General features: G+C 70.0%; 22 protein-coding genes. 13 read left to right on the forward strand and 9 right to left on the reverse strand.

Going from position 1 to position 26,015, the window contains the following annotated elements; all coding sequences use genetic code 11:
* Positions 1–70 precede the first annotated feature (70 nt).
* The gene (locus ACQUSX_RS04655) at positions 71–1,453 is read left to right on the forward strand and encodes a phosphotransferase (protein WP_428905792.1); all 1,383 of its coding nucleotides are present in this window, start codon (positions 71–73) and stop codon (positions 1,451–1,453) included.
* Here the strand turns inward: ACQUSX_RS04655 and ACQUSX_RS04660 are convergent.
* The gene (locus ACQUSX_RS04660; protein ID WP_428907589.1) at positions 1,399–4,845 is read right to left on the reverse strand and encodes an ATP-dependent helicase; all 3,447 of its coding nucleotides are present in this window, start codon (positions 4,843–4,845) and stop codon (positions 1,399–1,401) included. The genes ACQUSX_RS04655 and ACQUSX_RS04660 overlap by 55 nt on opposite strands.
* A 119-nt stretch (positions 4,846–4,964) precedes the next feature.
* On the reverse strand, positions 4,965–8,222 hold the full coding sequence (locus ACQUSX_RS04665; protein WP_428905793.1) for an ATP-dependent helicase: 3,258 nt from the start codon (positions 8,220–8,222) through the stop codon (positions 4,965–4,967).
* 219 nt (positions 8,223–8,441) lie between these two features.
* Here ACQUSX_RS04665 and ACQUSX_RS04670 point away from each other — a divergent pair, with 219 nt between their 5' ends.
* Both ACQUSX_RS04670 and ACQUSX_RS04675 read left to right on the forward strand, forming a co-directional pair.
* The gene (locus ACQUSX_RS04670; protein ID WP_428905794.1) at positions 8,442–8,666 is read left to right on the forward strand and encodes a DUF3107 domain-containing protein; all 225 of its coding nucleotides are present in this window, start codon (positions 8,442–8,444) and stop codon (positions 8,664–8,666) included.
* Between the two features lies 1 nt (position 8,667).
* Positions 8,668–8,955 (forward strand): hypothetical protein, encoded by a 288-nt coding sequence (locus tag ACQUSX_RS04675; RefSeq protein ID WP_428905795.1) that lies wholly within the window; start codon positions 8,668–8,670, stop codon positions 8,953–8,955.
* A gap of 31 nt (positions 8,956–8,986) precedes the next feature.
* On the opposite strand, the gene ACQUSX_RS04680 is transcribed toward ACQUSX_RS04675, so the two are convergent.
* Entirely contained in the window at positions 8,987–9,697 is a 711-nt protein-coding gene (locus tag ACQUSX_RS04680) for a ferritin-like fold-containing protein (protein WP_428905796.1), read from the reverse strand.
* 177 nt (positions 9,698–9,874) lie between these two features.
* On the opposite strand from ACQUSX_RS04680, the gene ACQUSX_RS04685 reads away from it, so the two are divergent.
* The gene (locus ACQUSX_RS04685) at positions 9,875–11,389 is read left to right on the forward strand and encodes a DEAD/DEAH box helicase (RefSeq protein ID WP_428905797.1); all 1,515 of its coding nucleotides are present in this window, start codon (positions 9,875–9,877) and stop codon (positions 11,387–11,389) included.
* 10 nt (positions 11,390–11,399) lie between these two features.
* Here ACQUSX_RS04685 and ACQUSX_RS04690 read toward each other — a convergent pair whose 3' ends face one another.
* A complete protein-coding gene (locus tag ACQUSX_RS04690) occupies positions 11,400–12,320 on the reverse strand; it encodes a DUF817 domain-containing protein (RefSeq protein WP_428905798.1) in 921 nt (306 codons plus the stop codon).
* 271 nt (positions 12,321–12,591) lie between these two features.
* Positions 12,592–13,470: a PHP domain-containing protein gene (locus tag ACQUSX_RS04695; protein ID WP_428905799.1), complete on the reverse strand. Its 879-nt coding sequence runs from the start codon at positions 13,468–13,470 to the stop codon at positions 12,592–12,594.
* Between the two features lie 54 nt (positions 13,471–13,524).
* Here ACQUSX_RS04695 and ACQUSX_RS04700 point away from each other — a divergent pair, with 54 nt between their 5' ends.
* From ACQUSX_RS04700 to ACQUSX_RS04710, 3 genes are read left to right on the forward strand one after another with little or no spacing between them, the layout of a single operon-like run.
* Complete coding sequence (locus ACQUSX_RS04700) at positions 13,525–14,553, forward strand: endonuclease/exonuclease/phosphatase family protein (protein ID WP_428905800.1); 1,029 nt, start codon at positions 13,525–13,527, stop codon at positions 14,551–14,553.
* 26 nt (positions 14,554–14,579) lie between these two features.
* Positions 14,580–16,061: an aminopeptidase P family protein gene (locus ACQUSX_RS04705; protein ID WP_428905801.1), complete on the forward strand. Its 1,482-nt coding sequence runs from the start codon at positions 14,580–14,582 to the stop codon at positions 16,059–16,061.
* A gap of 12 nt (positions 16,062–16,073) precedes the next feature.
* Positions 16,074–16,961 carry a phosphotransferase gene (locus ACQUSX_RS04710; RefSeq protein ID WP_428905802.1) on the forward strand — a complete coding sequence of 296 codons (888 nt, stop codon included), beginning with the start codon at positions 16,074–16,076 and terminating at the stop codon, positions 16,959–16,961.
* On the opposite strand, the gene ACQUSX_RS04715 is transcribed toward ACQUSX_RS04710, so the two are convergent.
* A complete protein-coding gene (locus tag ACQUSX_RS04715; RefSeq protein WP_428905803.1) occupies positions 16,943–17,542 on the reverse strand; it encodes an HAD family hydrolase in 600 nt (199 codons plus the stop codon). The genes ACQUSX_RS04710 and ACQUSX_RS04715 overlap by 19 nt on opposite strands.
* Positions 17,543–17,639: 97 nt before the next feature.
* On the opposite strand from ACQUSX_RS04715, the gene ACQUSX_RS04720 reads away from it, so the two are divergent.
* The 3 genes from ACQUSX_RS04720 (at position 17,640) to ACQUSX_RS04730 (ending at position 20,999) form a co-directional block, all read left to right on the forward strand.
* Positions 17,640–18,590, forward strand: a complete 951-nt coding sequence (locus tag ACQUSX_RS04720; protein WP_428905804.1) for an alpha/beta fold hydrolase — start codon at positions 17,640–17,642, stop codon at positions 18,588–18,590.
* A gap of 91 nt (positions 18,591–18,681) precedes the next feature.
* Positions 18,682–20,163, forward strand: coding sequence for an HNH endonuclease signature motif containing protein (locus ACQUSX_RS04725; protein ID WP_428905805.1), 1,482 nt, complete (start codon positions 18,682–18,684; stop codon positions 20,161–20,163).
* 266 nt (positions 20,164–20,429) lie between these two features.
* Entirely contained in the window at positions 20,430–20,999 is a 570-nt protein-coding gene (locus tag ACQUSX_RS04730) for an ElyC/SanA/YdcF family protein (protein WP_428905806.1), read from the forward strand.
* Here the strand turns inward: ACQUSX_RS04730 and ACQUSX_RS04735 are convergent.
* From ACQUSX_RS04735 to ACQUSX_RS04745, 3 genes are read right to left on the reverse strand one after another with little or no spacing between them, the layout of a single operon-like run.
* Positions 20,977–21,672 carry an alpha/beta hydrolase family protein gene (locus ACQUSX_RS04735; protein WP_428905807.1) on the reverse strand — a complete coding sequence of 232 codons (696 nt, stop codon included), beginning with the start codon at positions 21,670–21,672 and terminating at the stop codon, positions 20,977–20,979. The two genes, ACQUSX_RS04730 and ACQUSX_RS04735, sit on opposite strands and share 23 nt — an antisense overlap.
* A complete protein-coding gene (locus tag ACQUSX_RS04740) occupies positions 21,669–22,088 on the reverse strand; it encodes a magnetosome magnetite crystal formation protein family (RefSeq protein ID WP_487250600.1) in 420 nt (139 codons plus the stop codon). The genes ACQUSX_RS04735 and ACQUSX_RS04740 overlap by 4 nt, the downstream gene beginning before the upstream one ends.
* The gene (locus tag ACQUSX_RS04745) at positions 22,085–22,984 is read right to left on the reverse strand and encodes a YflT domain-containing protein (protein ID WP_428905809.1); all 900 of its coding nucleotides are present in this window, start codon (positions 22,982–22,984) and stop codon (positions 22,085–22,087) included. Before ACQUSX_RS04745 ends, ACQUSX_RS04740 begins: the two co-directional genes overlap by 4 nt.
* A 98-nt stretch (positions 22,985–23,082) precedes the next feature.
* Here ACQUSX_RS04745 and ACQUSX_RS04750 point away from each other — a divergent pair, with 98 nt between their 5' ends.
* From ACQUSX_RS04750 to ACQUSX_RS04760, 3 genes are read left to right on the forward strand one after another with little or no spacing between them, the layout of a single operon-like run.
* Positions 23,083–24,345, forward strand: coding sequence for a magnesium transporter (locus ACQUSX_RS04750; RefSeq protein WP_428905810.1), 1,263 nt, complete (start codon positions 23,083–23,085; stop codon positions 24,343–24,345).
* Positions 24,345–24,899: a DUF1003 domain-containing protein gene (locus ACQUSX_RS04755; RefSeq protein ID WP_428907590.1), complete on the forward strand. Its 555-nt coding sequence runs from the start codon at positions 24,345–24,347 to the stop codon at positions 24,897–24,899. Before ACQUSX_RS04750 ends, ACQUSX_RS04755 begins: the two co-directional genes overlap by 1 nt.
* Entirely contained in the window at positions 24,886–26,004 is a 1,119-nt protein-coding gene (locus tag ACQUSX_RS04760; protein ID WP_428905811.1) for an Mrp/NBP35 family ATP-binding protein, read from the forward strand. Before ACQUSX_RS04755 ends, ACQUSX_RS04760 begins: the two co-directional genes overlap by 14 nt.
* The last annotated feature ends 11 nt before the right edge of the window (positions 26,005–26,015 follow it).

Here is a 26,015-nt window from a genome sequence, read left to right on the forward strand (position 1 = left end):
CATGGACGTATACCGCGGCTCGGGCGTGGCGCGGGCGCACCGGGAAGAGTGCAGACCTACCCTTGAGAACATGGCACGCTCTCCTTTCACTCTAGTGGCGGCGGTGACGGCCGCATCGCCCGGGGCGGAGGTCGTCGGCGCACGCGCCCTGACCTCGGACGGCGACGGGAGGTTCGATTCCGCGATCGCGACGCTGGCCGACGGACGCGAACTCGTGATCCGCGTCGCTGAGGATGACGCGGCCGCGCTGGAGCTCGCCGAGGAGTCGCTCGCGCTGCGCGCGCTCACCGCCGGGACGCGCGAGATGCTCGCGTTCGGAGCGCCGGCCTACGTCGGCGAGACACGGGTCGGCGAGGCGCGCGCGCTGGTCACCGACCTGATGCCGGGCTTCCAGATCGATGCCGCGCAGATTCCCGCCGGCCGAGGCGCCGCAGTGTCGATCGGCAAGACGATCGCCGCGGTGCACGCGCTGCCGGCATCCATCGTCCGCGCGGTCGGGCTGCCCGTGCGCGATGCGCAGGGCGTGCGCGCCGACATCCAGCAGATGATCGACCGGGCCGCGGCCACCGGTCGGGTGCCGGCCCGGCTGACTGTGCGGTGGCGCGATGCCGCCGCCGACGACGACCTGTGGCGGTTCGAGAGCGCTGTGACGCTGGGCGGGATGCAGGCTCAGTCGTTCCTGTTCGAGGACGACCCCGACGAGGGCCCGCACGTCGTCGGCGTGCTGGGCTGGCGTGGCCTGAACGTCGGCGATCCAGCAGAGGATCTCGGCTGGCTCTCCGGCGCCCCGGATGCCGCGACTGACGTGCACTCGGCGTACGACGCGGCATCGTCGAGGGCATCCGACGACGCGTTGCGGGTGCGCGCGCGGCTGCACGCCGAACTGGAGTTCGCGCGCTGGCTGGTGCACGGCGCCGAGCTGCGCCGCGAGGACATCGTCGACGACGCCGCCGCACTGCTCGAGTCACTGGCCGAGGGGCTGCGCCACGATGACCTGCGAGTGGTCTCCGCGTACACGGGGGGTGTGGATTCGGCGCTGGATGTGCTCGAGCGCGTGCCCGCGACCACCTCGTCCGTCGACACGTCGATGCAGACCGACGCCTACCGCCCCGAGGATCTGCTCTGGGACGACACCGACGAGCCTGACACAGATGCCGCCGACGGAGACCCTGGTGACGAGGAAGCAGAGGTCCGCCCCGAGGCTGCTGGCGGCGGTGCCGGGCATCCGTCGTGGGAGGAGCCGACCCAGGATCTCAGCGAGGTCAGCGGGGTGCGGGGGTCGACTCACGAGGCGCTGGACGAGGAATCGGATGCCAGTGAGGGCGCACCGGGTCCGTTCGGCGCACGTGATTCGTCCGAAGACGATGCGCACACCGGCCTGGATCCGGCCGAGGAGGCTCAGCGCGCCGCGCGGGCTGCGCTCCAGCGCTGGAGCAGCTCCGACTCGGAGTAGACCCGGTCGCCGCGGATGACCAGGTCATCGGCGACGTAGTACAGCGCGACGTCGATCTGATCGAGCGGCACCCCGTAGCGACGGTGGTAGGCCAGCCGGTAGAGCGCGAGCTGCAGCATGCGCTCGTCCCGCTCCGCAGCCGTGCGCGGGGCGCGGCCGGTCTTCCAGTCGACGATCTCGATGCGTCCTCCGCGGTCCTCGCGCCGGTAGACCGCATCGAGCTTGCAGATGACGATATGACCGGCAGCGTCGCCGCTCGCACCGCCGCCGAAGGCGAAGTCGATCTCGATCTCGACGGCGATGGGCTGCAGCTGAGCCCATTCGCTGCGCTCGAACGTCGCGCGCAGGTCCGCCAGGGCGCGTTCGTCGTCCGTGCTCGTCTCCGGCGCTGCATCGGTGGGCGAGATCGCGTCTTCATCCAGCTCCCACAAGGCGCTCTCGACGCCCGAGGCCGCGCCGACCAGTCCTGAGCGGTTCTCTACCCAGGCGTGGAAGAGCGTGCCTATCCGCGTCTGCGTGTACGGGCGCTCCGGCATCGGCCGGCCCAGGTCTCGCAGCGTGCCGCGGTAGTCGGTGACCCAGTCCTTGAAGCGCGACGCCGGCACGCGGGTCGGGGCATCGCCCGTGGCGCCCCGCAGCCGCTCGGCGCGTTCGGCGAGCAGCCGCTCCAGCTGCGCGGTGGGCGTCGGCGCCTCATCGGCTGCGAACGCGGCGCGTGCTGCCTGCTCGGCTGCCCCCACCCTCGCCCGACGGTCGCCGAGTGCGTCCATCGGCCAGGAGCGGGTCATACCGGGGCCGTCATACGGGTTCTCATCGGGGTCGACGGCGCCGATCTCGTCGAGCCCGAGCACGTCGATGGCATCGCGCAGGTACGGGCTGGGCACGCGCGGCTTAACCTGCCCCGCCCAGTGCGCGCCCGTCAGCAGAAGGTCCTGCCGTGCGCGGGTGACCGCCACGTAGGCCAGTCGCCGCTCCTCCTGCTGCTGGTAGTCGCGATAGGCGTTCTTGAACCGGCGCAGCGCCCCGCCCTGCGGGAACGCCTTGGTCATGCCTGCGCACAGGGCATCCAGTGCGGCCTTGTGCCGCTTCGCGGGGACGTCGCCTGCGGCATCCATCTCGTACTGGGGATCCCAGTTGAAGACCGGCAGCGCGTCGCGGTCGCCGCGCAGGGCGAACGGCACGACGCCGAACCCGAACCAGCCGGAGGTGTCGCTGACGCGGCCCGGCAGCTCGTCCTCCACCAGGCGCACTACGGCGACCGCGTCCCACTCCAGCCCCTTGGAGCCGTGGATCGTGAGCAGCTGCACCACGCCCGGCTCCGGCGGCTCGGACCGCGGCATGAGCTCGTCGGTGCTCTCGGCCTTGTCGAGCCAGGCCAGCAGGCTGCCGATGGTGCCGCGGTCGTCTGCGCTGAGGAAGGCGCGCACCTCGTCGGCGAACGCCCGCAGCTGGGTCGCGGCGACGCGGGCGGGACCGCGGGACTCGTTCGCCGCGAGTTCGATGTCGAGGCGCAGTTCGGACTCGATCATGCGGATCAGCTCTGGAATCGGCAGTCCTGCGGAACGCCGAAGGCGCTCCAGGATCTCGCCCGCGTCACGGAGACGTGCACGGCCTTCGGGGCTGATCGCCTCGACCAGCCGGTACCCGTCGGGTGTCGTCCGCAGGAAGTCGACGGCGTCGACGATGGACACGGCTTCGTCGGCCCCGCGCGAGGATCGCAGCCGCTCGCGCACCTCGTCCGAAAGCGGCGAGAGAGACGCGTCGCGGCTCGCGAGGACGGTCGCCAGGTCGTACAGCGCGGCCATGTCGGCCACGCCGATCGCGAAGCGCGGCCCGACCAGCAGCCGGATGAGCGCGGACCCGGCGGTCGGATCGTGGATGACCCGGAGCATCGAGACGACGTCGACGACCTCGGGGGTCGAGAGCAGTCCGCCGAGTCCCAGGATGCGGTGCGGGATGCCGCGCCGCGCCAGCGCGCCGGCGAAGGTCTGCATGTGCCGCTTGGAGCGGAACAGCAGCGCCCCGGTGTGTGCGCGGGCGGCGGCGGCAGAGGCGTGCTCGGCGCGACGCTCTTCGAACCATTCGGCGACGGCTTCGGCTTCATCGTCGACCGTGTGGGGGAAGCGAACCTCGACGCGCCCCTCGCCGGCGCCGGGGCGCGGCTCGAGCGCCGGTACGTCCAGACCGTCCCGCTGCAGCGGCTCGAGCACGCGGTTGGCGACGTCGAGGATGCGGGTGTCGTTGCGCCAGCTGGTCATCAGGCTGTACGCGGTCGCCGTCTGCTCATGCGCGAAGGCACGGCCGAAGGCGTAGAGGTTGTCGGCGCTGGCCCCGCGCCAGCCGTAGATCGACTGGTGCGGGTCGCCGACGGCCATCACGGCGCTGTCGCGGAACAGCGCCGCGAGGAACCGGGTCTGGATGACGGAGGTGTCCTGATACTCGTCCAGCAGCACGACGCGGTGCTGTTCACGCAGCTCGGCGCGCACGTCGGGGGCGGTCTCGACGATGTCGAAGGCGCCGCCGACCTGATCGGCGAAGTCGAGCACCCCGCGGCGCTGCTTCTCGGCGATGTAGTCGCGCACCAGATTCACCAGCACAGGCATGCTGAGCAGGTTGACAGCGGCGGTGTCTACGTCGCGGTTGGTGCGGTACGGCTCGAATGCGGATGCCTGTGCCCTGGCGATCCGCTCGATGGCGTCCAGATCGGCGCGATGGTCGAGCGCCTCGGCGGCGAGCTTCTGGACGGCGTCGATGACGGTGCCCAGTGCCCGGTCGATGTCTTCCAGCCCTGGCAGGTCGGCGCGCAGCACGACGGCTCGAGCGATCAGCCACGACGCGGACTGGCTGAGCATGGCTGCCTCGGGGTCGCGGCCGATGCGCGCGGCGTGCTCACGGACGATGCTGTCGGCGAAGGCGTTGTAGGTCGACACCCGGGGTCGGATCAGCAGGTCGTCAGCGGTGCGCGGCGTGCGCGGATCCCAGCCTGTCCTGTACCGCTCGGCCAGTTCGTCGAGCACCTGCGTGCGCACGGTTTCGCGCTGCGCGTCACTGCCCGCGTCGTGCACCCGACTGAGGGCATCCGTCGCCACGATCTCCGGCAGGTGCGGCAGCAGACCCCGTCTGCCGAAACGGTCGATCATCTGCAGGCGCACGCCGATGCGCTCGGCGAGCTCACCGGCGGCCTTGCGGGTGAACGTGAGGCCGAGCACCTCGTCCGGACGCACGTGACCGTTCGCAACGAGCCAGACCACCCGGCCCGACATCGTCTCGGTCTTGCCGCTGCCCGCTCCGGCGACGACGAGCGCCGGAGCCGGCGGCGCCTGGATCACGCGCTGCTGCGCCGCAGTGGGCACCGGGAGTCCGAGGGCCAGAGCGATGTGCTCTGCGGATATCGTCGAGGGCGTCTCCCACGTCGAGGGCGTCTCCCACGTCGAGGGGGTCTCCCGCGGAGGGCCCACGCGCGCCGCGGCTTCGGGCAGCGCGCCAGCGATGTTCGGAGCATGCGCGGGGATCACGAGCTCACCGCCGGAACGGTGTGGATGTGGCACGGGCTGACCCGCACCTGCGTGTCGGCGCAGTGCGACTCGACCTGCGCCGTGAAACTGCTCGCGGCCATCCCCCGGCCGGCTTCTGCGACGCGGTGCAGGAACGCCGCCCTGGCATCCGCGTCGAGCGTGTGCTGGTGTGCGACGCGGTAATTCGCCTTGCCGACGGTCTTCGACACGATCACAAGGCGGGCCCCGGCGAGGGCATCCGCCGGGGCGTCCTCGAGCAGCCCCTCCTGCACGGCGATCTGATACGCGGCCAGCTGCGCGTGCTCCCGCACGTTCGCCTCTGTGTCGGGCTCGTACTTGCCGGTCTTCAGATCGACCACGACCACTCTCTCCGCCCCTTCGACGTCCTTCATCCGCTCCCACTTCTGCCCGCGGGCGGCATCGTGCTCGCCGCTGCCCGTCGGGTACATCTCGACCCGGTCGATCACGCCGCTGACCACCGCGCGCGGTCGCGGATCGACCGCTGCGGACCCGGCGCCGTCGCCACCCGCGGCGCCGGGATCCGCACTCTCCTCGATCGCGATCGCCTGCTCGGTCTCGAGGTCCACAGCGAAGCGGAACTTCGCCTCTGCCCCGACGACGCGTCCGCCGTCGCGGACGACCTCGCTGACGTAGTCGCGTACGCGTTCGACGTAGAGGTCCGCGCGGCGGCGCTCCTTGCGCCCGATCCAGGCGGTCTCGAAATCGAGTTCGGGCCAGTGCTCGTCGACGATGGCGCGCATGGCGTCGAGGTCGCCCTCCGGCACCTTCTCCATCGCTTCGTGCACGATGGTGCCGATGCCCGCGGAGGGCGGAGCGACGGTGTCGCCGCCGAGCGAGGCGATCACCCAGTTCAGCCCGCACTCCTCGAATGCCTCCAGGCGTGATGGCGACACGCGCACCGGTGCGACGGCGAGGTCGCGCAGCGGGGCGGTGCTCGACGGCGCGGTCACGCCGTACCAGTCATCAGGAGATGCCCCGGGAACGCCCGCTTCCGCGAGGATGCGCAGCTGGTCGGCAGCCGCGCCGATTTCCATCGGATCCGCCGAGGTGCTGAGGGTGCGGCGATGCCTCGCGACCAATCCGCGCAGCGTGAGCGGATGCGCATAGCGCTGCTCGTCCTGCTCCGTCGGCGGCGGTGGCGGCAGGAAAGAGAAGAACGGGCTCGGCGACATGTCGTCGTCATCGACAGCCGAGACGACAAGGCGCGAGCGCGCGCGCGAGATCGCCCGCACGAAGAGTCGCAACTCGTCGTGCAGCGCGGATCGGCGGCGATCCAGCACGCCGGGAACGGTCTCGGGTGCGCCCGCACGTGCCGCGGTGACCGCCTCAGCCAGGCGCCAGGTCTCGAGCATGCCGCCGCGCAGTCGCACGTTCGGCCAGATGCCGTCCTGCACTCCGGCGACGACGACGGCCTCGAACTCGGCTCCCAGCGCGGTCGCGGGAGTCATCAGCGTCACCAGGCCCGGCCGGTCAGGTGTGGAGAGCGTGTCTTCGGGCACCTCGCTGTCGAGGATGTCGCGGATGAACAGCGCCGGCTTCTCGTGCGGGGTGCGCTCGACGAAGCGCTTCGCAGCGTCGAAGAGCGCGACCAGGCTGTCGAGCGAGCGTGCGATCTCGGCTCCGCCGGGCTGGTCGGCCGCGGTCCGCCAAGCGGACTGCAGCGATGCGCCGCCCGTGGTGCGAGCGCGATCCCAGACGAGCCAGAGCAGCTCGTGGATGGTGCGCCCGGCTGCGCCCTCGGCGTGCAGCAGCGCGAGGGTCTCGGCGAACCGCTGCGCGACCCGAGCCTCCGGCGCGTCGACGCGGTCGAACCTCAGCGGGAACTCCATGGCCTCGCGCAGCAACTCGCGGGCCGGCGTCGATCCGCCGTCCTCCAGCTCGATGTGCCGCAGCCTGGCGCGCAGCCGCCGAAGCCCCACGGCGTCGAGTCCGCCGAACGGCGAGATGAGCAGCTCGGCAAGCAGATCGGGCGTGCGCTCGGGAGCCGGCGTCAGCCCCAGCCGTACGATCTCGACGATCTCGCGGACGATCCCCTCGCTGCCGAGAGGGCGCGGCACACCGGCCGCGCGGGTGGGCACCTCGCGTGCGGCCAATTCGGCCTCGAGCATGACGATCTGCCTGGTGTCGTGCGCGATGACAGCTATCTCGCTCCACGGGATGCCCTCGCTGAGGTGCCAGTCGCGCAGCGTCGCGGCGATGCGATCGACCTCCTCGTAGGGAGACGGCGCGATGAGCGTGCGCACCTCGCCAGGGGCACCGGGCACGTCGGTCGCTTCCGCGGGAGCCCGCCGATGATCGACTCGCCCCGCCACGCCGATCGCCTGCGTGACCGTGCGGGTGAGGGTGGTGAGCGTCGGATGCTGACGATGCGCCCGATCGAGCACGAACACCTCGCCGAGCACCTGGGCTAGTTCGGCGAACAGCTGAGGGCTCGCGCCGCGGAACGCCCCGGACGAGATGTCGGGGTCGCCGAATGCGAGCACGGCGATGCCGCGCGCACGCAGGGCGCGGACGAGTCGGACGCCCCCGCGGGTGAGCTCCTGCGCATCGTCGATCAGCACGACGCGCAGCTCGGCGAGAGGGCCGAGAGAAGCGGCGTCCGCAGTGTGCAGGATGGCGGTGGCCTCACCGAGCAGCTCGGGGATGTCACGGTGTGCCACGCGCATGCCGCCCATGACCTCGCGGTACTCGTCGAGGAAGTCCGCGGCCGCGCTCCAGGTCTCGCGCTTCGAGGCGGCCAGTTCCCCCGGTTCGACGGCCAGTTCGGTGCACTCGGCGAGGAACGCGCGAAGCTCTGAGCGGAAAGCCTTCGACGCTCGGACGGCCGGGCTCAGGGCATCCGGCCACTGACGCGCGCCGTCCTCGGCATCGCCGGCGAGCAGGTCGGCGAGGATGCGGTCCTGGTCGGCACCGGTCAGCAGCGCCGGCGGATCCTCACCGCGCTGCACGGTGACGCCGCGCACTATCTGGAAGGCGAAGGACGCGAGCGACCGAGCCAGCGCTCCGGGAGTCGCCTGCTCGACGAGAACCCCGATGCGGTCGCGCAGCGCCGTGGCCGCCTGTCGGCTCGGCGTCAGCACCAGCACCTCTTCGGGCCGCATGCCGGCGCCGAGCAGGTGCACGACGCGGTCGATGAGAGCGGTCGTCTTACCCGTTCCCGGGGCGCCGATCACGACCCCGGATGCCGTGGGCGGGGCCTCCACGAGGGCGTGCTGCGCAGCATCCTGTGTCATGGCATCCACGCTATCGGCGCGCACCGACACTTCGACGCGCTGCGCTTGCTCAGCGCATCGCACTCCACGCCCGCCGCGGTTCCTGAGCGACGAGCGCAGCGACGAGACGAAGGCCGCTCGCCCCCGCTGTGCGCCGATGGCGAAATCGGCCGCGCGGCCGTCTGCGCGTCAGTCCCAGCCGGTAGAGTTGCCGGTGTTCGCAGAACTTGAGGAGATCGCGTGGAAATCCGCATCGGCATCGTCAACACCGGTCGTGAGCTGAGCTTCGACACCAACAGCAGCGCCGACGAGGTGCGCACCCAGGTGACCGAGGCCCTCGAGCAGAACGCAAGCCACCTCAGCTTCGCCGATGCCAAGGGCAGCTCCTACATCGTCCCCACCGCGAACCTCGCCTACGTCGAGCTGGGCTCCGAGGAGTCGCGTCGGGTCGGCTTCGTCGCCTGACATGTACATCCTGCTCGCACTCATCGCCGCGTGCTCGCTGGGCGTCGCACTGCACTTCCTGATGCCGCACCGCGAGCTGCGCGGTGTGGCCGTCACCCCGGCGATCGCGACGGCCGTCGCCGCCGCGATCTACACGATCATGCAGTGGGCAGGCATCGCCGAGGGCAACGTCTGGCTGTGGGTGGCGAGCATCGGCGGTGGCCTTGCCGTCGCGGCGCTCGTCACGGTCTCCATCACCGCTCAGCGCAGCCACCACGACCGGCTCGAGAAGCAGGCGCTCGGCATCTGACGCGAATCCCGCGCCAAGAAGCGGGCCGATGCTACGAGGCGAGCCCCATGGCATCCATCCGCCGCGCGTGCGCGCCCATCAGCTCGGTGTAGACCGGCTCGATGCGCGTGTCGTCTGCTTCGAGGCGGCCGGGGCGCAGCGCGCCGCGGCAGACGAGCAGGGTGTCGCCGACCAGCCGCCGCCCCCACATCGACAGCAGCGAGCGCCACTCGTCGTCGCTCTCGATCGTCTGCTGGATGATCGCGACGATCTCGCTGCCGCGGTCGTCCTCCCGCAGGATCGCGGCGACCCGCTCCCCCGTCTCGCCGTAGCTCGAGGCGAGGGCGAGGTAGAAGTCGTCGAGCATGCCGGCGGTGAGGTACACCGACAGCAGGGTCTCCTCCTGGTGCACGCCGATGGTCTTGCGACGGAACGCGTCGAGGTTCTCGCGGAACGGCAGCATGACCTCGGTGGGGTCATCGCCCAGGTCGGAGATGACCTCGACGATGCCGCGGTGCTTGTCGAGGGCGGCTCCGGCTGCGCGTGAGAGGGCCTCCTTGCGCGCGAGCTCGTGCGTGCCCCGGATGCCACGGGTGAGCGTCTCGAAGTATCCGAGCTGCAGATATGCGGCCTGGCCGAGGAAGCGGTTCAGCTCGGGTGCGAGCTCGGCGAAGTCGACGCGTGTCGCACCGCTGCTGTCGCCCTTGCTGCGCAGCGTCAGAGTGCGCCGAGCCGGCTTGCGCTTCCAGAACCAGTTGACCACCAGAACAGACTATCGGGCCGGCGCTACGGCCGATCGACCCCCTCGGGTAGGCTTGTCCCGTCCTGCCATCGGAGCAGGGCCCCGCGCCTGTGGCACAAGTTGACGGCGTGGATCCGTAAACGAGGCGTCGCTCGCGTGGCAACCGCCGCGCACGCGCCGGACAGGCAGACACATACTGTGACTTCATTCGCTGATCTGGGAATCGATCAGGACATCATCGACGCACTCGCCGCCAAGGGCATCGTCGACGCATTCCCCATCCAGGAGCAGACCATCCCTCTCGGCCTCCCCGGCCAGGACATCATCGGGCAGGCGAAGACCGGCACCGGCAAGACCTTCGGCTTCGGCATCCCCGTCGTGCAGCGTCTCGGCAAGGACCCGGAGCCCGGTGTCAAGGCGCTCATCGTCGTGCCGACCCGCGAGCTCGCCGTGCAGGTCTATGAGGACATCGATCTGCTCACCTCGAACCGCTCGACCAGCGTCGTCGCCATCTACGGCGGCAAGGCGTACGAGGGCCAGATCGATCAGCTCAAGGCCGGCGCGCAGATCGTGGTCGGCACCCCTGGCCGCCTGATCGACCTCGCGAACCAGCGTCTGCTCGATCTGTCGAACGCGACCGAGGTCGTGCTCGACGAGGCCGACAAGATGCTCGACCTCGGCTTCCTCGCCGACATCGAGAAGATCTTCTCGAAGGTGCCGCCGGTGCGCCACACGCAGCTGTTCTCGGCCACCATGCCCGGCCCGATCGTCGCGCTCGCGCGCCGGTTCATGTCGAACCCGATCCACATCCGCGCGAACGACCCCGACGAGGGCCTCACGCAGGCGAACATCAAGCACATCGTCTACCGGGCGCACTCGCTCGACAAGGACGAGATCATCGCCCGCATCCTGCAGGCCGAGGGCCGCGGCAAGGCCGTCATCTTCACCCGCACGAAGCGCGCCGCGCAGAAGCTCGTCGACGAGCTCGGCGACCGCGGCTTCAACGTCGGCGGCGTGCACGGCGACATGGGCCAGGAGCAGCGGGAGCGCTCGATGGCCGCGTTCAAGGCCGGCAAGCGCGACGTGCTCGTCGCCACCGACGTCGCCGCCCGCGGCATCGACGTCGATGACATCACCCACGTGATCAACCACACCATCCCCGACGAGGACAAGACGTACCTGCACCGCGCCGGCCGCACCGGTCGCGCCGGCAAGACCGGCATCGCGGTCACGTTCGTCGACTGGGAGGACCTGCACAAGTGGGCCCTCATCAACCGCGCGCTCGAGTTCGGTCAGCCCGAGCCCGTCGAGACGTACTCCTCCAGCCCGCACCTGTACACGGACCTCGACATCCCCGAAGGCACCAAGGGACGTCTGCGCACCGCGCCGAAGGCGGAGAAGCCCGAGCGTCGTCAGCGTCAGCCGCAGAAGGCGTCGGATGCCGCCGCCGAGGGAACCGACGAGGGCACCACCCGTCGCCGTCGCCGCCGCCGTCGCAGCTCCGAGGGCGAGAAGGTGGGCTCCACGTTCGTCGAGGGCGCCGAGCAGCAGGCATCCGACTCCGCCGCCGGCTCACCGACCGCCGACCGCGATGCGGAAGGTGCCGGCACGCACGACGGCGACGCCACGAGCGAGCACCGCGACGGCAAGACGGCGCCGCAGCGCCGTCGCCGCCGTCGCCGCAGCGGCGGTGCCGCCCCGACCGGCGCCTGACGCTCTCAGCTCAGCGAGGCCTCTCCTGTTCGACAGGAGGGGCCTCGACGCCGTCACGGGCACGCCGCAGACCGGATGCCACGGCATCGGGCGACCGGGGCCGGTACACCCACGTGACCAGCACGACCGAGATGATCATCAGCAGGAACCACGAGCCGAGTTTGCTGATCGATACCGGCTGCCAGCCATCCAGCTGGTCGGGATAGGCCCACGCTCCCGCCCAGGTGCCGATGTTCTCGGCGAGCCAGATGAAGAACGCCACGCCGGCGAACACGGCCAGCAGCGGCAGTCGCAGCACGCGCACGCGAATCCGCGCGTGCATCACGGTCCGTCCCCACAGCACGATGACGGCGGCGAACAGCGCCCAGCGCGCGTCCCACCAGAAATGGTGGGTGAAGAAGTTCGCGTAGATCGCCGCCGCGACGATAGCTGTCATCCAGCGTCGCGGGTAGCGCGAGAACCGCAGATCGAACAGCCGGTACACCCGCACCATGTACGAGCCCACGGCCGCGTACATGAAGCCGCTGAACAGCGGAACACCGCCGATGCGCAGCATCCCCTCGGCTGCGTACGCCCACGAGCCGACGTCGGTCTTGAACAGCTCCATGATCGTGCCGGTGATGTGGAACAGCACGATCACGCGCAGCTCGCGCACCGTCTCCAGCCCGAAAACGAGCATCGCGACCTGGATCAGCACGGCGGCGAGGGTCAGAGCGTCGTTTCGCGCGAGCGGCGCGTCATCGGGATAGAAGAGGCGGGCCGCGATGATGACGACCAGCAGGGCCGCGCCGAACGCGCACGCCCATGCCTGCTTGAGCACGAACACGGTGAACTCGATGAGCGCGGAGCGCACTCCCTGGGCTGCCGCGTCCTGCAGCATCCGATCGGCGATCGTGTCGATGCGCTGCTCGAGCGCGGTCCCCCACTGCATGCCTCGAACGGTATCGGCGCCCGCCGACAGGAAGCCGGGAGAATCCCGGTCGTTCGCCGAGTCGCGCCGCCATCGGCCTGCGCAACCCCGACATTTCGCTCCCCGGAAGCCAAATGCCGCGCAAACGCCGCCCATGACCGACATTCGGCTCCCGGCCCCCGCTCCGTCGCGTCGAGCGGGAAGCCAGATGCCGCGCAAACGCCGCCCATGACCGACATTCGGCTCCCCGGCCACCGTTCCTCCGTCGCCGGCGGCCGCGATCTCGCCCGGGCTAGGCGTACCGCGGCGGGGTGCCCGTCGCGCGGTCGATGATGCGGGCGACCATCTCGTCGGATGTCGTGTTCTCGCCGGGACGGTTCGGCTTGCCGGCCATGCCGTGATAGTCGCTGGATCCGGTCACGACCAGGTCGTGGCGGGCTGCGATCTCGCGCAGCTGGCGCTTGCCGGTCTCGGTGTTCTCGCGATGCTCGATCTCGAAGCCGCCCAGCCCTTCGGCGATCAGCCGCTCCAGGATGCCGATGGGCAGCATCCGATCCCTCCCGCTCGTGACCGGGTGCGCGATGACCGCGACTCCCCCGGCCTGCGTGATCAGCCGCACGGCCGTGTGCGGGTCGGGCGCGTAGTGCGGCTCGTAGTACCCGCTGCCCGGATGCAGGATGCCCGCGAACGCGTCCGTGCGGTCGCGGGCGAAGCCGCGGGTGATCAGGGCGTCGGCGATGTGCGGGCGGCCGATCGTGGCATCCGCAGTGGTGTGGGCGAGCACGTCATCCCAGCGCAGGTCGTAGTCGCGGCCGATGTTCCGCACGATGCGCTCGGCGCGCCCGATGCGATCGCTGCGGATGCGCTCGGTCTCGGCCATGAGTGCGGTGTCCGTCGGATCGAACAGGTATCCGAGCACGTGCACGCTGCGCCACTGGTGCCGGGCCGAGAGCTCCATGCCCGGCAGGAAGGTCATCTTCAGCTCGGCGGCCGCAGCAGCCGCCTCGTCCCAGCCGGTCGTGCGGTCGTGATCGGTGAGAGCGAAGGTGCGGATGCCATGGGCGTGCGCCTGGCGCACGACCTCGGTCGGCGATTCGGTGCCGTCGGAGTGATTGGAGTGCAGGTGCAGGTCACTCGGCCCTGAGAAGCGGGAGCGCGCGCCTGAGGTCATCCTCTGAGAGTACCGCCAGCGCCGTCACAGCCGGCTCGCCTAGGCTTTCGGGCGATGCTACGTCTGGTCGGAATCCTCATCTCGGTGCTGTTCGCGATCGCGACGGCAGTGCTCGTCTGGCCGCAGTTCTTCCGGCTCGAGACGACCTTCCCGATCGCACAGCTCGTCTCGGCGCGCCTGCTGCTGATCGCCGGGTTCCTGGTGATCAGCGTGCTGGCCGTGCTGCTGATGTTCGCCCGGCCGCTGCGCGGCTTCGCGGCATCCATCCTCATCATCGCGCTGCTCGGCGCCGGAGCGACCGGGGTCATCGGCGCCGTGCGCGGCTTCGGCTCGGACGCGCTGCCCGAGAAATCGGATGCCAGTGTGCGCGTCCTGACCTGGAACACCGCAGGCGCCGCGGTGCCGGCCGAGACCATCGCAGGTGTCATCCAGGAGCAGCAGGCGGACATCGTGACGCTGCCGGAGACCTCCGAGGAGGTCGGCGAGCAGATCGCGATCATGATGCGCGAGGCCGGCTACCCGATGTGGGTGCACCACGTCAACATCCGGCCCGATGTGCTGAACGGCCCGCAGGCGTGGCAGACCACGATCCTCATGTCGGCCGACCTCGGCGAGTACTCGGTGATCGACTCCTCGACCGACGGCACGAGCAACACGGGCTCGGTGCCCAGCGCCGTGGCGATGCCGGTGAACGGCGAAGGCCCGACGATCGTGGCAGTGCATGCGGTGGCCCCGCGCCCGGAGGCGATGTCGAAGTGGCGGTCGGATCTCGCCTGGATCGCCGACCAGTGTCCGGAGGGCGACTTCATCCTCGCCGGCGACTTCAACGCGACGGTCGACCACATGGCGGAGTTCGGCATGGAGGGCGGCACGATGGGCCGCTGCCGTGACGTGGCCGGCGCCACGGGCAACGGCGTCGTCGGGACCTGGCCGGCGGACATGCCGCGGCTGGCCGGGGCGCCGATCGACCACATCATGGTGAGCGAGAACTGGCGTGCCTCCGGCTCTGTCGTGCTGGCCGACGCCGGCGGCAGCGACCACCGTGCGGTCGTGGCCCAGCTGGAGCCGGCCACGGCCGAATGAAGTGACGAGAGTGAGACAATGGGAACATGAGCAGCGCAGAGAACGACACCGTCGTCGACACCCCAGAAGACGTCTCGACCACCGAAGCCCTCTCCGCCCCAGAGGCCCTCTCGACCACCGAAGCAGAGGCCGCAGCGAGGAACCCCCGCAAGCAGCCGTTCCCGAAGGGCTTCCTCGACACGATCTCGACCGGATGGGCCGACCGTCCCGAGTCCATGCCGACCGCACGCCCGCAGGCTTCCTTCGCCGCAGCGCGCCGCGCGAAGGTCTCGGCGGCGTTCCCCGGCAAGCGCCTGGTGATCCCGGCCGGGTCGTTCAAGCAGCGCAGCAACGATACCGACTACCCGTTCCGCGCGCACTCGGCGTTCGTGCACCTGACGGCCTGGGCGAACGACTCCGAGCCCGACTCGCTGCTCGTCTTCGAGCCCCGCGCCGGCGAGGGCGATGCCGGGCACGAGATCACGCTGTACTTCCGCGAGCGCGCCGATCGCACGACCAGCGAGTTCTATTCGGATGCCACGATCGGCGAGTTCTGGATCGGCCCGCGCCCGTCGCTGGCCGGCGTCGCCGCAGACCTCGACCTCGCGACCGCACACGTCGACACCTTCGCCCCCGGTGACGACGACCTCGTCGTCGACGCGGATGAGGAGCTGACCCGCTTCGTCTCCGAGCTGCGACTCGTGAAGGATGAGTACGAGATCGCCGAGATGCGCCATGCGGTCGCGGTGACGGCATCCGGTTTCGACGACATCATCAGCGAATTCGACAAGGCCATCGCGCACCCTCGCGGCGAGCGCATCGTCGAGGGCGTCTTCCACCAGCGCGCACGCAGCGACGGACACTGGGAGGGCTACGACACCATCGCGGCATCCGGTCACCACGCCTGCTACCTGCACTGGACCCGCAACGACGGCGCAGTCGTGCCGGGCGACCTGATCCTGATCGACGCAGGTGTCGAAGTCGACAGCCAGTACACCGCCGACATCACCCGCACTCTGCCGGTGAACGGCAGGTTCTCCGAGGTGCAGCGTCGCGTCTACGACGTCGTCCTCGAGGCCGCGGATGCCGCGTTCGCCGCCGCCAAGCCGGGTGCGCGCTTCCGAGAGGTGCACGAGGCCGCCATGGCTGTCATCGCCAAGCGCACTGCGGAGTGGGGCGTGCTGCCGGTCAGCGCCGAGGAGGCGCTGGACGCCGACAAGGGCGGCCAGCACCGCCGGTACATGGTGCACGGCACCAGCCACCACCTCGGCATCGACGTGCACGACTGCGCACAGGCGCGTCGCGAGATGTACTACGAGGGCGTGCTGGAGGCCGGCATGGTCTTCACGATCGAGCCCGGCCTGTACTTCCAGATCGACGACCTGACCGTGCCTGCCGAGCTGCGCGGCATCGGCGTGCGGATCGAGGACGACATCCTGATGACTGAGGACGGCCCGGTCAACCTGTCGGCCGACATCCCGCGGACGGCGGACGACGTCGAGGCCTGGATCGCCCGGCTGAACGGCTGACTGCTGACACACATGCATGACGGCCAGCTGGTCATCGAAGAGGAACTCGCGGGCGAGCTGATCGCCCGCGAGTTCCCGCGTCTGGCGGGGCTTCCTGTCGTGGCGGTGCCGGGCGCGGGCACGGTCAACGCGATCTTCCGGGTCGGTTCGGATGCCGTTGCGCGGTTTCCGCTGGCATCCGTCTCCGCCGACGAGCTCGCGGCTGAAGCCGTCGCGCTCGCCGACTTCGCCGACGCATCGCCCTTCCCCGCCCCGCGTCCGCTGGGGATCGGCGCCGGTGATCAGCGCTATCCGTCGGCATGGTCGATGCAGACGTGGCTGACCGGCGAAATCGCGGATCCGTTCTGCGCCGCAGGGACCGAGACGTTCGCACGGGACCTCGGGGCGTTGGTCGTCGCGCTGCGCGCGGCTCCGGTCGGATCGCGCGTCTTCGACGGTCGGGGACGCGGCGGCGCGCTCGCCGATCACGACGAGTGGATGGCCCACTGCCTGAAGCAGAGTGCGGGGATCGTCGACGCGGCGAGGGTTTCCTGCGCGTGGTCGATGCTGCGTGAAGTGCCGCAGGTCGGTGAGCCTGTGATGAGCCACCGCGACCTGATTCCCGCCAATCTGCTGGTGGCAGAAGGGCGCCTGGTCGGAGTGCTCGACGGCGGTTCATTCGGGGCAGCCGATCGGTCGCTCGACCTGGTCTGCGCCTGGCACCTGCTCGAGGCCGAGGCGCGGCTTGTTGTGCGTGGGATCGTCGGCGCGTCGGACGACGAGTGGCGCCGCGGTGCGGCGTGGGCGCTGCAGCAGGCGATGGGTCTGGTCTGGTACTACGAGCGCACGAACCCGGTCATGGCCGAACTCGGGCGCAGCACGGTGACAAGGGTGCTGGCTGATCAGGACGTCTTGGGGTGAACGCCTTCCGCGCGCAGCGCGTTCTGCAGCGCGTCGACACCGGTGAAGTGGTGCGTCGGCATGCCGAGCGCCGTGGCCCCGGTGAGCTTCGACGCGGAGTCGTCGGTGAAGAAGACCTCGTGCGGGTCGAGGCCGAGTGCGTCGATTACGTGCTGGAACGCGCGCACGTCGGGCTTGGCGAAGCCGATCTCGGCGGAGTTGAAGACGGCGTCGACGTGAGCGTCGATGCCGAGAGCGCGCAGCTCGGCGGGGACGGAGTCGGTGCCGTTGGTGAGGATGGCGGTTCGGATGCCGGATGCCCGCAGCCGGTCGCTCAGCGCCAGCATCCGCTCATCGCGCGTCGAGGGGTGCGCGCCCCACTCGGCTGCGGCTTCTGAGCTGCCGAGACGAACGCCGACGTCCTGCACCCACGCCGCGCGCGTCATCGCTCCGGTCGTGACGGCGGCGAGCAGCGACGAGTCGAAGGCGGCGCGATGGATGCTGCCCTCGGCGAGCCCGTGCCGCTTCTCGATCTGCGCGACGTGGGCGGGATCGAAGTGGCGCAGCACCCCGTCGAGGTCGAAGAGGACTGCGCGGATCATGCATCCATCGTGTCATCCGGGCAGGAGCGGACGTGCATCTCGCGACCGTTGTACAAGAAGGCTTTTCGATGTCCGCGTCGGCCCATAGGATTCGTCGGTGGCATCCCTTCTTGCGATCAACGGCACCCGCCTGTTCATCGACGAGCGCGGACCTGCGGACGGTCGTCCGCTGCTGTTCATCCACGGGGGTCCCGGCAATTCGTGGTGGGACTTCATGGCATCCGTCGGCGACGCTTTCGCTGCGCGGGGCTTCCGGATGATCGGCGTCGACCAGCGCGGCGTGCTGCGCTCGGACGCACTGCCCGAAGATCCCGCACTGAGCACCGACGTGCTGATCGACGACTTCGAGGCGATCCGCGAGCAGCTCAGCTTCGAGAGCTGGGCGGTGATCGGGCACTCGTCAGGCGGCGCGTACGCGTTCGATTACGCGGTGCGGCATCCCGAGCGGATCGATGCACTGGTGCTGGACTGCCCCGCGCTCGATGCGGATGCCACGGATCGGTTCCGGCTGCCGAAGGCCGCGGCGATGCTGGACGAGGCTGCGGCTGCCGACGATTCGGGTGTCGGTGGCACGGATGCTGCTGCGGTGCTCCGCGATGCGGCGACGGAGTGCCGTCGTCTGGCGGCGCTCGAACGTCGCCTCACATCTGACGATCGCTCGTGGGAGGCGATGCTGCCTCTCGGGCCGCGCTACCTCGATCTCTTCCTGCACGATGCGTCGACTCGTGAGCAGTATGAGCGACTCATGTCGACGGCACCCGAGGAACTCGACTGGGGCAAGGGCATGTCGCACCTGGTGCTCATGGCCGAGATGTACCGGGACCAGACGCCGCAGCTGGCCGATCTTGCGGTGCCGTCGATGCTGCTCGTGGGCGAGAGTGACATGGTCGCTCCGCCCGCCGTGCAGGAGCGCTACCGCGCGGCCACGGGTGGCGACGTGGTGACGGTCCCTCGGTCCGGGCACTTCGCGTTCGTCGAGCAGCCGGCCGCGTATGTGGAGCGGGTCGCGGAATTCCTGTCGCGGGCGGGTGCGGGGGCGGGCGGGTGACCCGAATTCGTGACCTTTTCGTGATCTTTTCGGATCTACTCTCGACTCGAATAGAAGTTCGAATGTCGGAGGCCCCGCACACAATAGAGACATGGCACTCTTCACCGAGATCGAGACACAGGTCGCCGAGTTGCGCGCCCTGCTCGGCGACGATGTCGAGGTGGGCGACCTGGCAGCGGTGATGTCGAGGCTCGCCGGCGACGAGCTGGTGGATGCCGTCACATCGGCGTCCGCGCTGGCGCGAGCGGTGGAACGGATCAGCATCGTCGGCGCCGGGATCACCGCCACGCGCTCAACGCGCGACGCCGGACACGACGGTCTCGCGCAAGCACGCGGGCATCGCACTCCCGCCGCTCTCGTGCAGGATGTCACCGGCGTCAGCCATGCCGAGGCGCAGCGACACGTCCGACTCGGGCTGTCGGTGCTCGAGGCGGCGATGCCGGATGCCCCGGGGCAGACTCAGACAGAAGACCGGCTCGAGCGCGATTCCGCATGTGGCGGCGATGCCGAACGGATGCCATGGCACGCGCAGCTCTCGTCGGCGATGATGCAGGGCAGAATCTCCTCGACGCAGCAGGACGCGATCCAGCGGGGTCTCGGTCAGCCGACGGACGAGTCCGACGAGACGCACGCGGCATGGAGCGCCGCCTCCGAGCAGTTGCTAGCGGACGCCACCTCGCGCACGGTGGAAGAGCTGCGGACCCAAGCACGCGCGATCAGAGATCAGCTCGACCCGGAGGGAGCGGCACGCCGCTTCACCGAGCGCTACGAGCGACGCAGCTTCCGAACCTGGACGGATGCCGACGGGCGGGAGTGCGGTCGCATCGACTTCGACGATGAGGGCGCGGCCTGGATGCGCACGATCCGCGATGCCGCTCTGCGACCTCGTCGCGGTGGCCCACGGTTCGTCGATTCCGCCGAAGCCGAGCGCGCCGCGGATCTGACCGCCGACACGCGCACGAACGATCAGCTGTCGTACGATCTGCTGATGGATCTGCTTCGCGCCGGCGCTCTGGCCGACGCCGAGAGCGTGTTCGGCACACGTCAGGCAGGCGTCCGCGTTGTTCAGGTGGTCGACGCCGTCACCGGCTCGCCGGTCGCCGCGCATACCGAGGACTACGGCATGCCGCTGCCGATCGCCGCGACCGAGCATCGCATCTGCGAGACCGGAACCGTGGCCGTCACGCTCGATCGTTCCGGAAATCCACTCGATGTGGGCCGCGAGAGTCGACTGTTCACTCCGAAGCAGCGCGTCGCGCTCGCGATCCGCGACGGTGGCTGCCGATGGAAGGGCTGCGACCGGCCGGCCTCGTACTGCGAGGCGCATCACATCGACGAATGGCATGCTGATCAGGGGCGGACCGACATCGACCGTGGAATCCTTCTTTGTCGACACCACCATGTGCAGCTTCACCACCGCGGATGGCGCATCAGCCGAGAGGGCAAGGGCGAGTTTCTGCTTCATCCACCGGAGGGCGGGCCACCCGTGCCACTGCTCCGGCGCGCGGCGCTCGTCGCCGCGTGGGCAGGCATCGATCCACCTCCCCGACGATTCCGGGCGGCGGCCGCGTGAACGCTCTGCGGGCGACGGTTGCAGCTGTTGGCGCTGGCGCGATGTGTCTGTGGTTGTGGGCGGAGCTTGTCGATGGGCGGGCCAGTCGACGCCACCTCGGGACCGGAGGGAACTCGGGAACGGGCGCCGACACGGCAACGAGCGCCGACACGGGCACGAGATCAAGCGCGAACACGGGCACCAGATCAAGCGCGGACACGGGCACGAGATCAATCACGGACGCGGACTCAGGTCACCCCGTATCCACCCGCACGGACGCAGTGATCGTGCTCGGATACCGCAACCGGGGCGAGCGCGCGAACCTCGTCAACAGATTCCGCGTGCGCGCGGGCGTCCGATCGCTCGACGTGACGGCGGAACGACCCCTCCTCGTGCTGTGCGGCGGCGCCGTCGGAGGTGCAACGACCGAAGCCGAACTCATGAAGCGCTACGCGCGAGACGAGCTCGGATTCCGCGGCACCATCATCCTCGACCCGGACAGCCACTCCACCTGGCTGAACATCGCCAACGCCATCCCCCACGTCGAAGACGCCGACACGATCAAGATCGTCTCCAACGCGCCGCACGCCGAGATGGGCCGGGAGATCCTGTGGACCCAGCGACCCGACCTCGCGGCCCGCCTCGTTCGCGGCGACGAGCACCGATTCGGCGAAGCTCCGCTGCTGAAGATCCTCGGCGCGCTGCGCGCGACCCAGTCACGCCTCTCCGGCGCATGGCGCACAGCCACCGACCCGCACGCGGCCATCCGGCAGGTCACGGCCGAGCACGTCACCGACCAGCGAGCCATCGACCAGCGGGCCATCGACCAACAGGCTACCGGCCGCTCTCAGCGATGAACTCCGCCACCAGCGGCGCGAGCGATGCGCCAACCTCATCGGCCGGGCGTTTGCGACCCTTCACCTCGAACGAATGGCCGCCGCCTTCGATCCACTCGATCCGGGCATCCTGACACGACGCCACCGCGTCCTCCAGCTGCGAGGTCGGCTGCACGAACGGATCGTTCGAGCCCTCCACGAACAGCTGCGGAGGGCGCACCGCGGGCAGATGCTCGACCCGCGGCGTCTCCGGCTTTCCCGGCGGATGCAGCGGGTATCCGAGATAGATCAGCCCATCCACCTCAAGTCCTTCAGCGACAGCCATCGACGCCATCCGCCCGCCGTACGACTTCCCGCATGCCCACACCCCGGCATCCGGAGCATCGACGCGAATCCACTCCACGACGGCGCGCCACGTGAGCTGGGCGTGCACCGCGGGCCCCGGCATCCGGCGCCCCGCCTCGAAATACGGGAAGTTGAAGCGCGCCGTCGTGAACCCCAGGTCGCGAAGCGCAGCAGCGAACCCCACGAGGAAAGGATGATCCATCCCGGCGCCTGCACCATGCGCGATCGCGACCACACCACGCGACTCTCCCGCCGGCAGCTCCCGCGCCGCCGTCACGGTGACCGTCCCGTTCGGCAGCGGCACCTCCACCGATGACGACGACGCCGACACGGACACCGACGAAATCAACGGGCACTCCTCGGAAATGGCAGCCGCACGACCTCACCGCGGCGCGCGCGCAGCACCGCCAGGATCACGACCACCAGATGCACGACGCACACCAGCACATACAGCACGATCGGGATCCCCTGCGGGAAGAACCCGGATGCTGCTGCCGACGGCTGCGCCATGCGCATCAAGCCCAGCCCCAGCTGAACGACCAGCAACGCGGTGGACGTCACCAGGAAGATCAGACCCCACGAGCGCGCAGACGCCGCGTTCTCCTTCGCGAGCTGTCCCTGTCTGGAAAGCGAGCCGTATGAGGCGACCATTCCGCATCCCGCGAGAAGCGGACCCAGCAATGGCACGGGAAGCAACACCATCAGACCCCAGGCCCACGCGGACGCACCCGTAGCGCGATCGGAAGCGGACGAGTGAGACGTCATCGTCCGGACGCCGGCGGCTCCCGGCCGTCGTCGGCCGCGTCGCCGTCTCCGGCCGCGTCTCCGGGCGCGTCATCGTCTCCGGCCGCGTCACCGTCTCCGGGCGCGTCATCGTCTCCGGCATTCGCGCTCTCCGCGCCTACCCCATCGGACGCCGGCGCGTCCGTGTCCGCGGGAACCGCAGGTGCAGCGGAAGTCTCGGAAGTCCCGGGCATGGCCGGAGCCGGAAGCGGCGGCGGGGGCGGGGGCGCAGGAGCCGTGTGCGGCGCCGGAGCAGGGTGCGCGGCAGGTTCAGGGAGCCCGGCAGGAGCGTGCGCAGTCCCAGCACCAGAACCAGAACCAGCGCCAGCACCAGCACCAGAACCTGCCTGCGAGATCCGCTCGCCGTAACGCGGCGGCTCACTGAGATCCACGGGCGGCCGCGTCGCCGCCGGGCGCTCGGGCCCCACCACCTGCCGCGCCTTCGCCAGCGACGCCGCCTGAACCCGCACCTCGTAGTGGTCGGCGATCATCTGCGACACGCTGGCGAAGTCGCGCCGACGACGAACGATCGCGTAGGTCACAAGACTCATGATCATGCCGAGCGCGACACCCACGAGGATGAACCCCAGGAAGAGCGAGATGGGGGCATCCGGGTTGCCGAACAGCATGACCGCGGAGAGCACGAGGCCGATCAGCACGCCGTTGATCGCGCCGGACCGCGCGGCGGCGGCGTAGCCGAGCCGCCCCGTCACACGCTCCACGGTGCGCACACCCTCGCCGACGATCGCGATGTCGCGCGCCGGAACCTCTCCGGCGATCAGCTTCGACACCGTCTTCTGCGCCACCTCGTAGTCGCGCGTCGACGCGATCACCTCTCCGAGGTCGCTGCCGTTCATCGGACGATTCAGCATGCTCATCCCGCCATTGTCCCATCGACGCCGATGCGGCGACACCTTCCGCTGCAGAGATACCCACCCGGACTACGCTGGCACCCACCCGGACTACGCTGGACGCTGTGAGCACACAACGGGTTTTCGTCGCGCGGCTGGCCGGATGCGCCGTGTTCGATCCCGCCGGCGACCGACTCGGCAAGGTCCGCGACGTCGTCATCGTGTACCGGAACACCGCCGCGCCGCGCGTGATCGGCCTCGTCGTCGAGATCCCCGGACGCCGGCATGTCTTCCTCTCGATCGGCCGCGTCACCTCGATCCGCTCCGGACAGGTGATCAGCACCGGCCTGATCAACGTGCGCCGCTTCCAGCCGCGCCCCGGCGAGGTGCGCGTGCTCGCCGAGTTCCTCGGGCGCCGCGTCAGCCTCGTCGACGGCTCAGGCACCGCGGTCGTCGAGGACGCCGCGATCGAGCAGGACCGCCACGGCGAATGGGCGATCACCCAGCTGTTCCTGCGCAAGCCCAAGACCAACCCCTCCCCCTTCGCGAAGGGACCGACGACCTTCGCCGCCTGGAGCGAGGTCGCCGAGCTGCGCAAGCCCGGCGAGGCCCAATCGGCCGAGCAGCTCGTCGCCACCTACTCCGAGCTGCATGCAGCCGACCTGGCGACCACCCTGCTCGATCTGCCGCAGAAGCGCCGCATCGAAGTCGCCGGCGAGCTGCCCGACGAGCGCCTCGCCGACGCCCTCGAGGAGATGCCGGAGGACGACCAGGTCGGAATCCTCGACCGCCTCGGCGACGAGCGCGCGGCCGACGTGCTCGACGAGATGGAGCCTGACGACGCCGCCGACCTGCTCGCACAGCTGCCGCCTGAGCGCCTCAGCAAGCTCCTCGCGCTGATGGAGCCGGAAGAGGCCGAAGACGTGCGGATGCTGTTGCGCTACGGCGCCGACACCGCCGGCGGCCTGATGACGACCGAGCCGATCATCCTCTCGGCCGATGCGACCGTCGCGGAGGCGCTCGCGCTGATCCGCCGCCACGAGCTGCATCCCGCACTCGCCGCCGCGGTCTTCGTCACGCTGCCGCCGTTCGAGACCCCGACCGGACGACTGCTGGGCGTGGTGCACTTCCAGCGGATGCTGCGCTATCCCCCTCACGAGAGACTCGGCGCCATCCTCGACGACAACCTCGAACCCGTCTCGGTGACGGCATCCGCCACCGAGGTGGCGCGCATGCTCGCGAGCTACGACCTCGTCTCGCTGCCGGTCGTCGACGCCGCGCACCGCCTGGTCGGCGCGATCAGCGTCGACGATGTGCTCGACTACCTGCTGCCGAACGACTGGCGCACCCACGACGCCGAAGGGCCCACCGCAGGCGGTGCGCGATGATGGCGCGGCGCAACAGCCTCGACACTCCCAGCAGCCGCGGCCCCAGCCGCGCGCCCGCGCCGTCGAGCGACCGTTTCGGGCGCTTCACCGAGTGGGTGGCCCGCGCCATGGGCACTCCGGCCTTCCTCGTCATCCTCACGATCTTCTGCGCGGCCTGGATCACCTGGAACACCCTGATGCCCGACAACCTGCGCTTCGATGACGCAGCCCTCGGATTCACTGCGCTGACGCTGATGCTCTCGCTGCAGGCCTCGTACGCCGCGCCCCTGATCCTGCTCGCGCAGAACCGCCAGGACGACCGCGACCGCGTGCAGATCGAGCAGGACCGGCAGCGCGCCGAGCGCAACCTCGCCGACACCGAATACCTCGCCCGCGAGATCGTCGCCCTGCGCCTCGCACTCGATGAGCGCAGCTCACAGGCGGTCACCCGCGACGTGCTGCGCCAGGAGCTGAAGTCGCTGCTCGCCGAGCTCGACGACAGAGGCGATGAGACCCCGCGCGGCACCGGAGACGGCACCGCGAACACCACCGAGACGCACGATGACGCCCGCTGACCGCGTCCGAGCCGCGGTCAGCGCCGTCACCGACCCCGAGCTGCGCCGCCCGATCGGCGACCTCGACATGGTGCGCGACATCACGGTCGAGGGCAGCGTCGCCCACGTCGGCATCGTGCTCACCATCGTCGGATGCCCGGCAGCGCAGCGCATCGAGCAGGATGTCCGCGATGCCGCGGCATCCGTCGCCGAGATCTCCGACGTCACCGTGGACGTCGGCGTGATGACGCCCGACGAGCGCCGCGCGCTCACCGAGAAGCTGCGCGCCGGCCGGCCGGCGCGGCAGATGCCGTTCGGCCCCGACTCGCTGACCCGAGTGATCCTGGTATCCAGCGGCAAGGGCGGCGTCGGCAAGTCGACGGTGACCGCGAACCTCGCCGTCGCGCTCGCGCAGCGGGGACTCCGGGTCGGGCTGGTGGATGCCGATGTGCACGGCTTCTCGATTCCAGGCCTACTGGGGATCGCGCCGGGAACCCAGCCAACGCGCATCGACGATCTGATGCTGCCGCCGGTCGCGCACGAGGTGAAGACCGTCTCGATCGGTATGTTCCTGCGCGAAGGCGAGGGGGTCGTGGCGTGGCGCGGACCCATGCTGCACCGCACGGTGCAGCAGTTCCTCACCGACGTGTACTTCGGCGATCTCGACGTACTGCTCATCGACATGCCTCCGGGCACGGGAGATGTGGCCATCTCGATCGGTCAGATCCTGCCGCACGCCGAAGTGCTGGTTGTCACCACCCCGCAGCCGGCGGCCGCGGACGTCGCGATCCGCAGCGGGCTCGTCGCACGCCAGACCGGTCAGAAGGTGATCGGCGTCGTCGAGAACATGGCCGCGTTCTCACTGCCCGACGGCACCGTGCTCGATCTGTTCGGATCCGGCGGCGGAGCGGCAGTGGCCGAGGCGCTGAGCACCGACGAGAAGGTGCCGCTGCTGGCATCCATCCCGCTCAGCCCGGCGCTTCGGGAGGGCGGCGACACGGGTGTCCCGGTGGTGCTCGGCGCACCGGACGACGTGGCCGCGCGGATGATCGACGATCTCGCCCGCACGATCGCGCAGCACGGCCGAGGACTGGCAGGCCGGGCGCTGCCGCTGCACCTGAGCTGAAGAGGCAGCGC

This window comes from Microbacterium alcoholitolerans, from assembly GCF_050408615.1.
Taxonomy (GTDB): Bacteria; Actinomycetota; Actinomycetes; order Actinomycetales; family Microbacteriaceae; genus Microbacterium.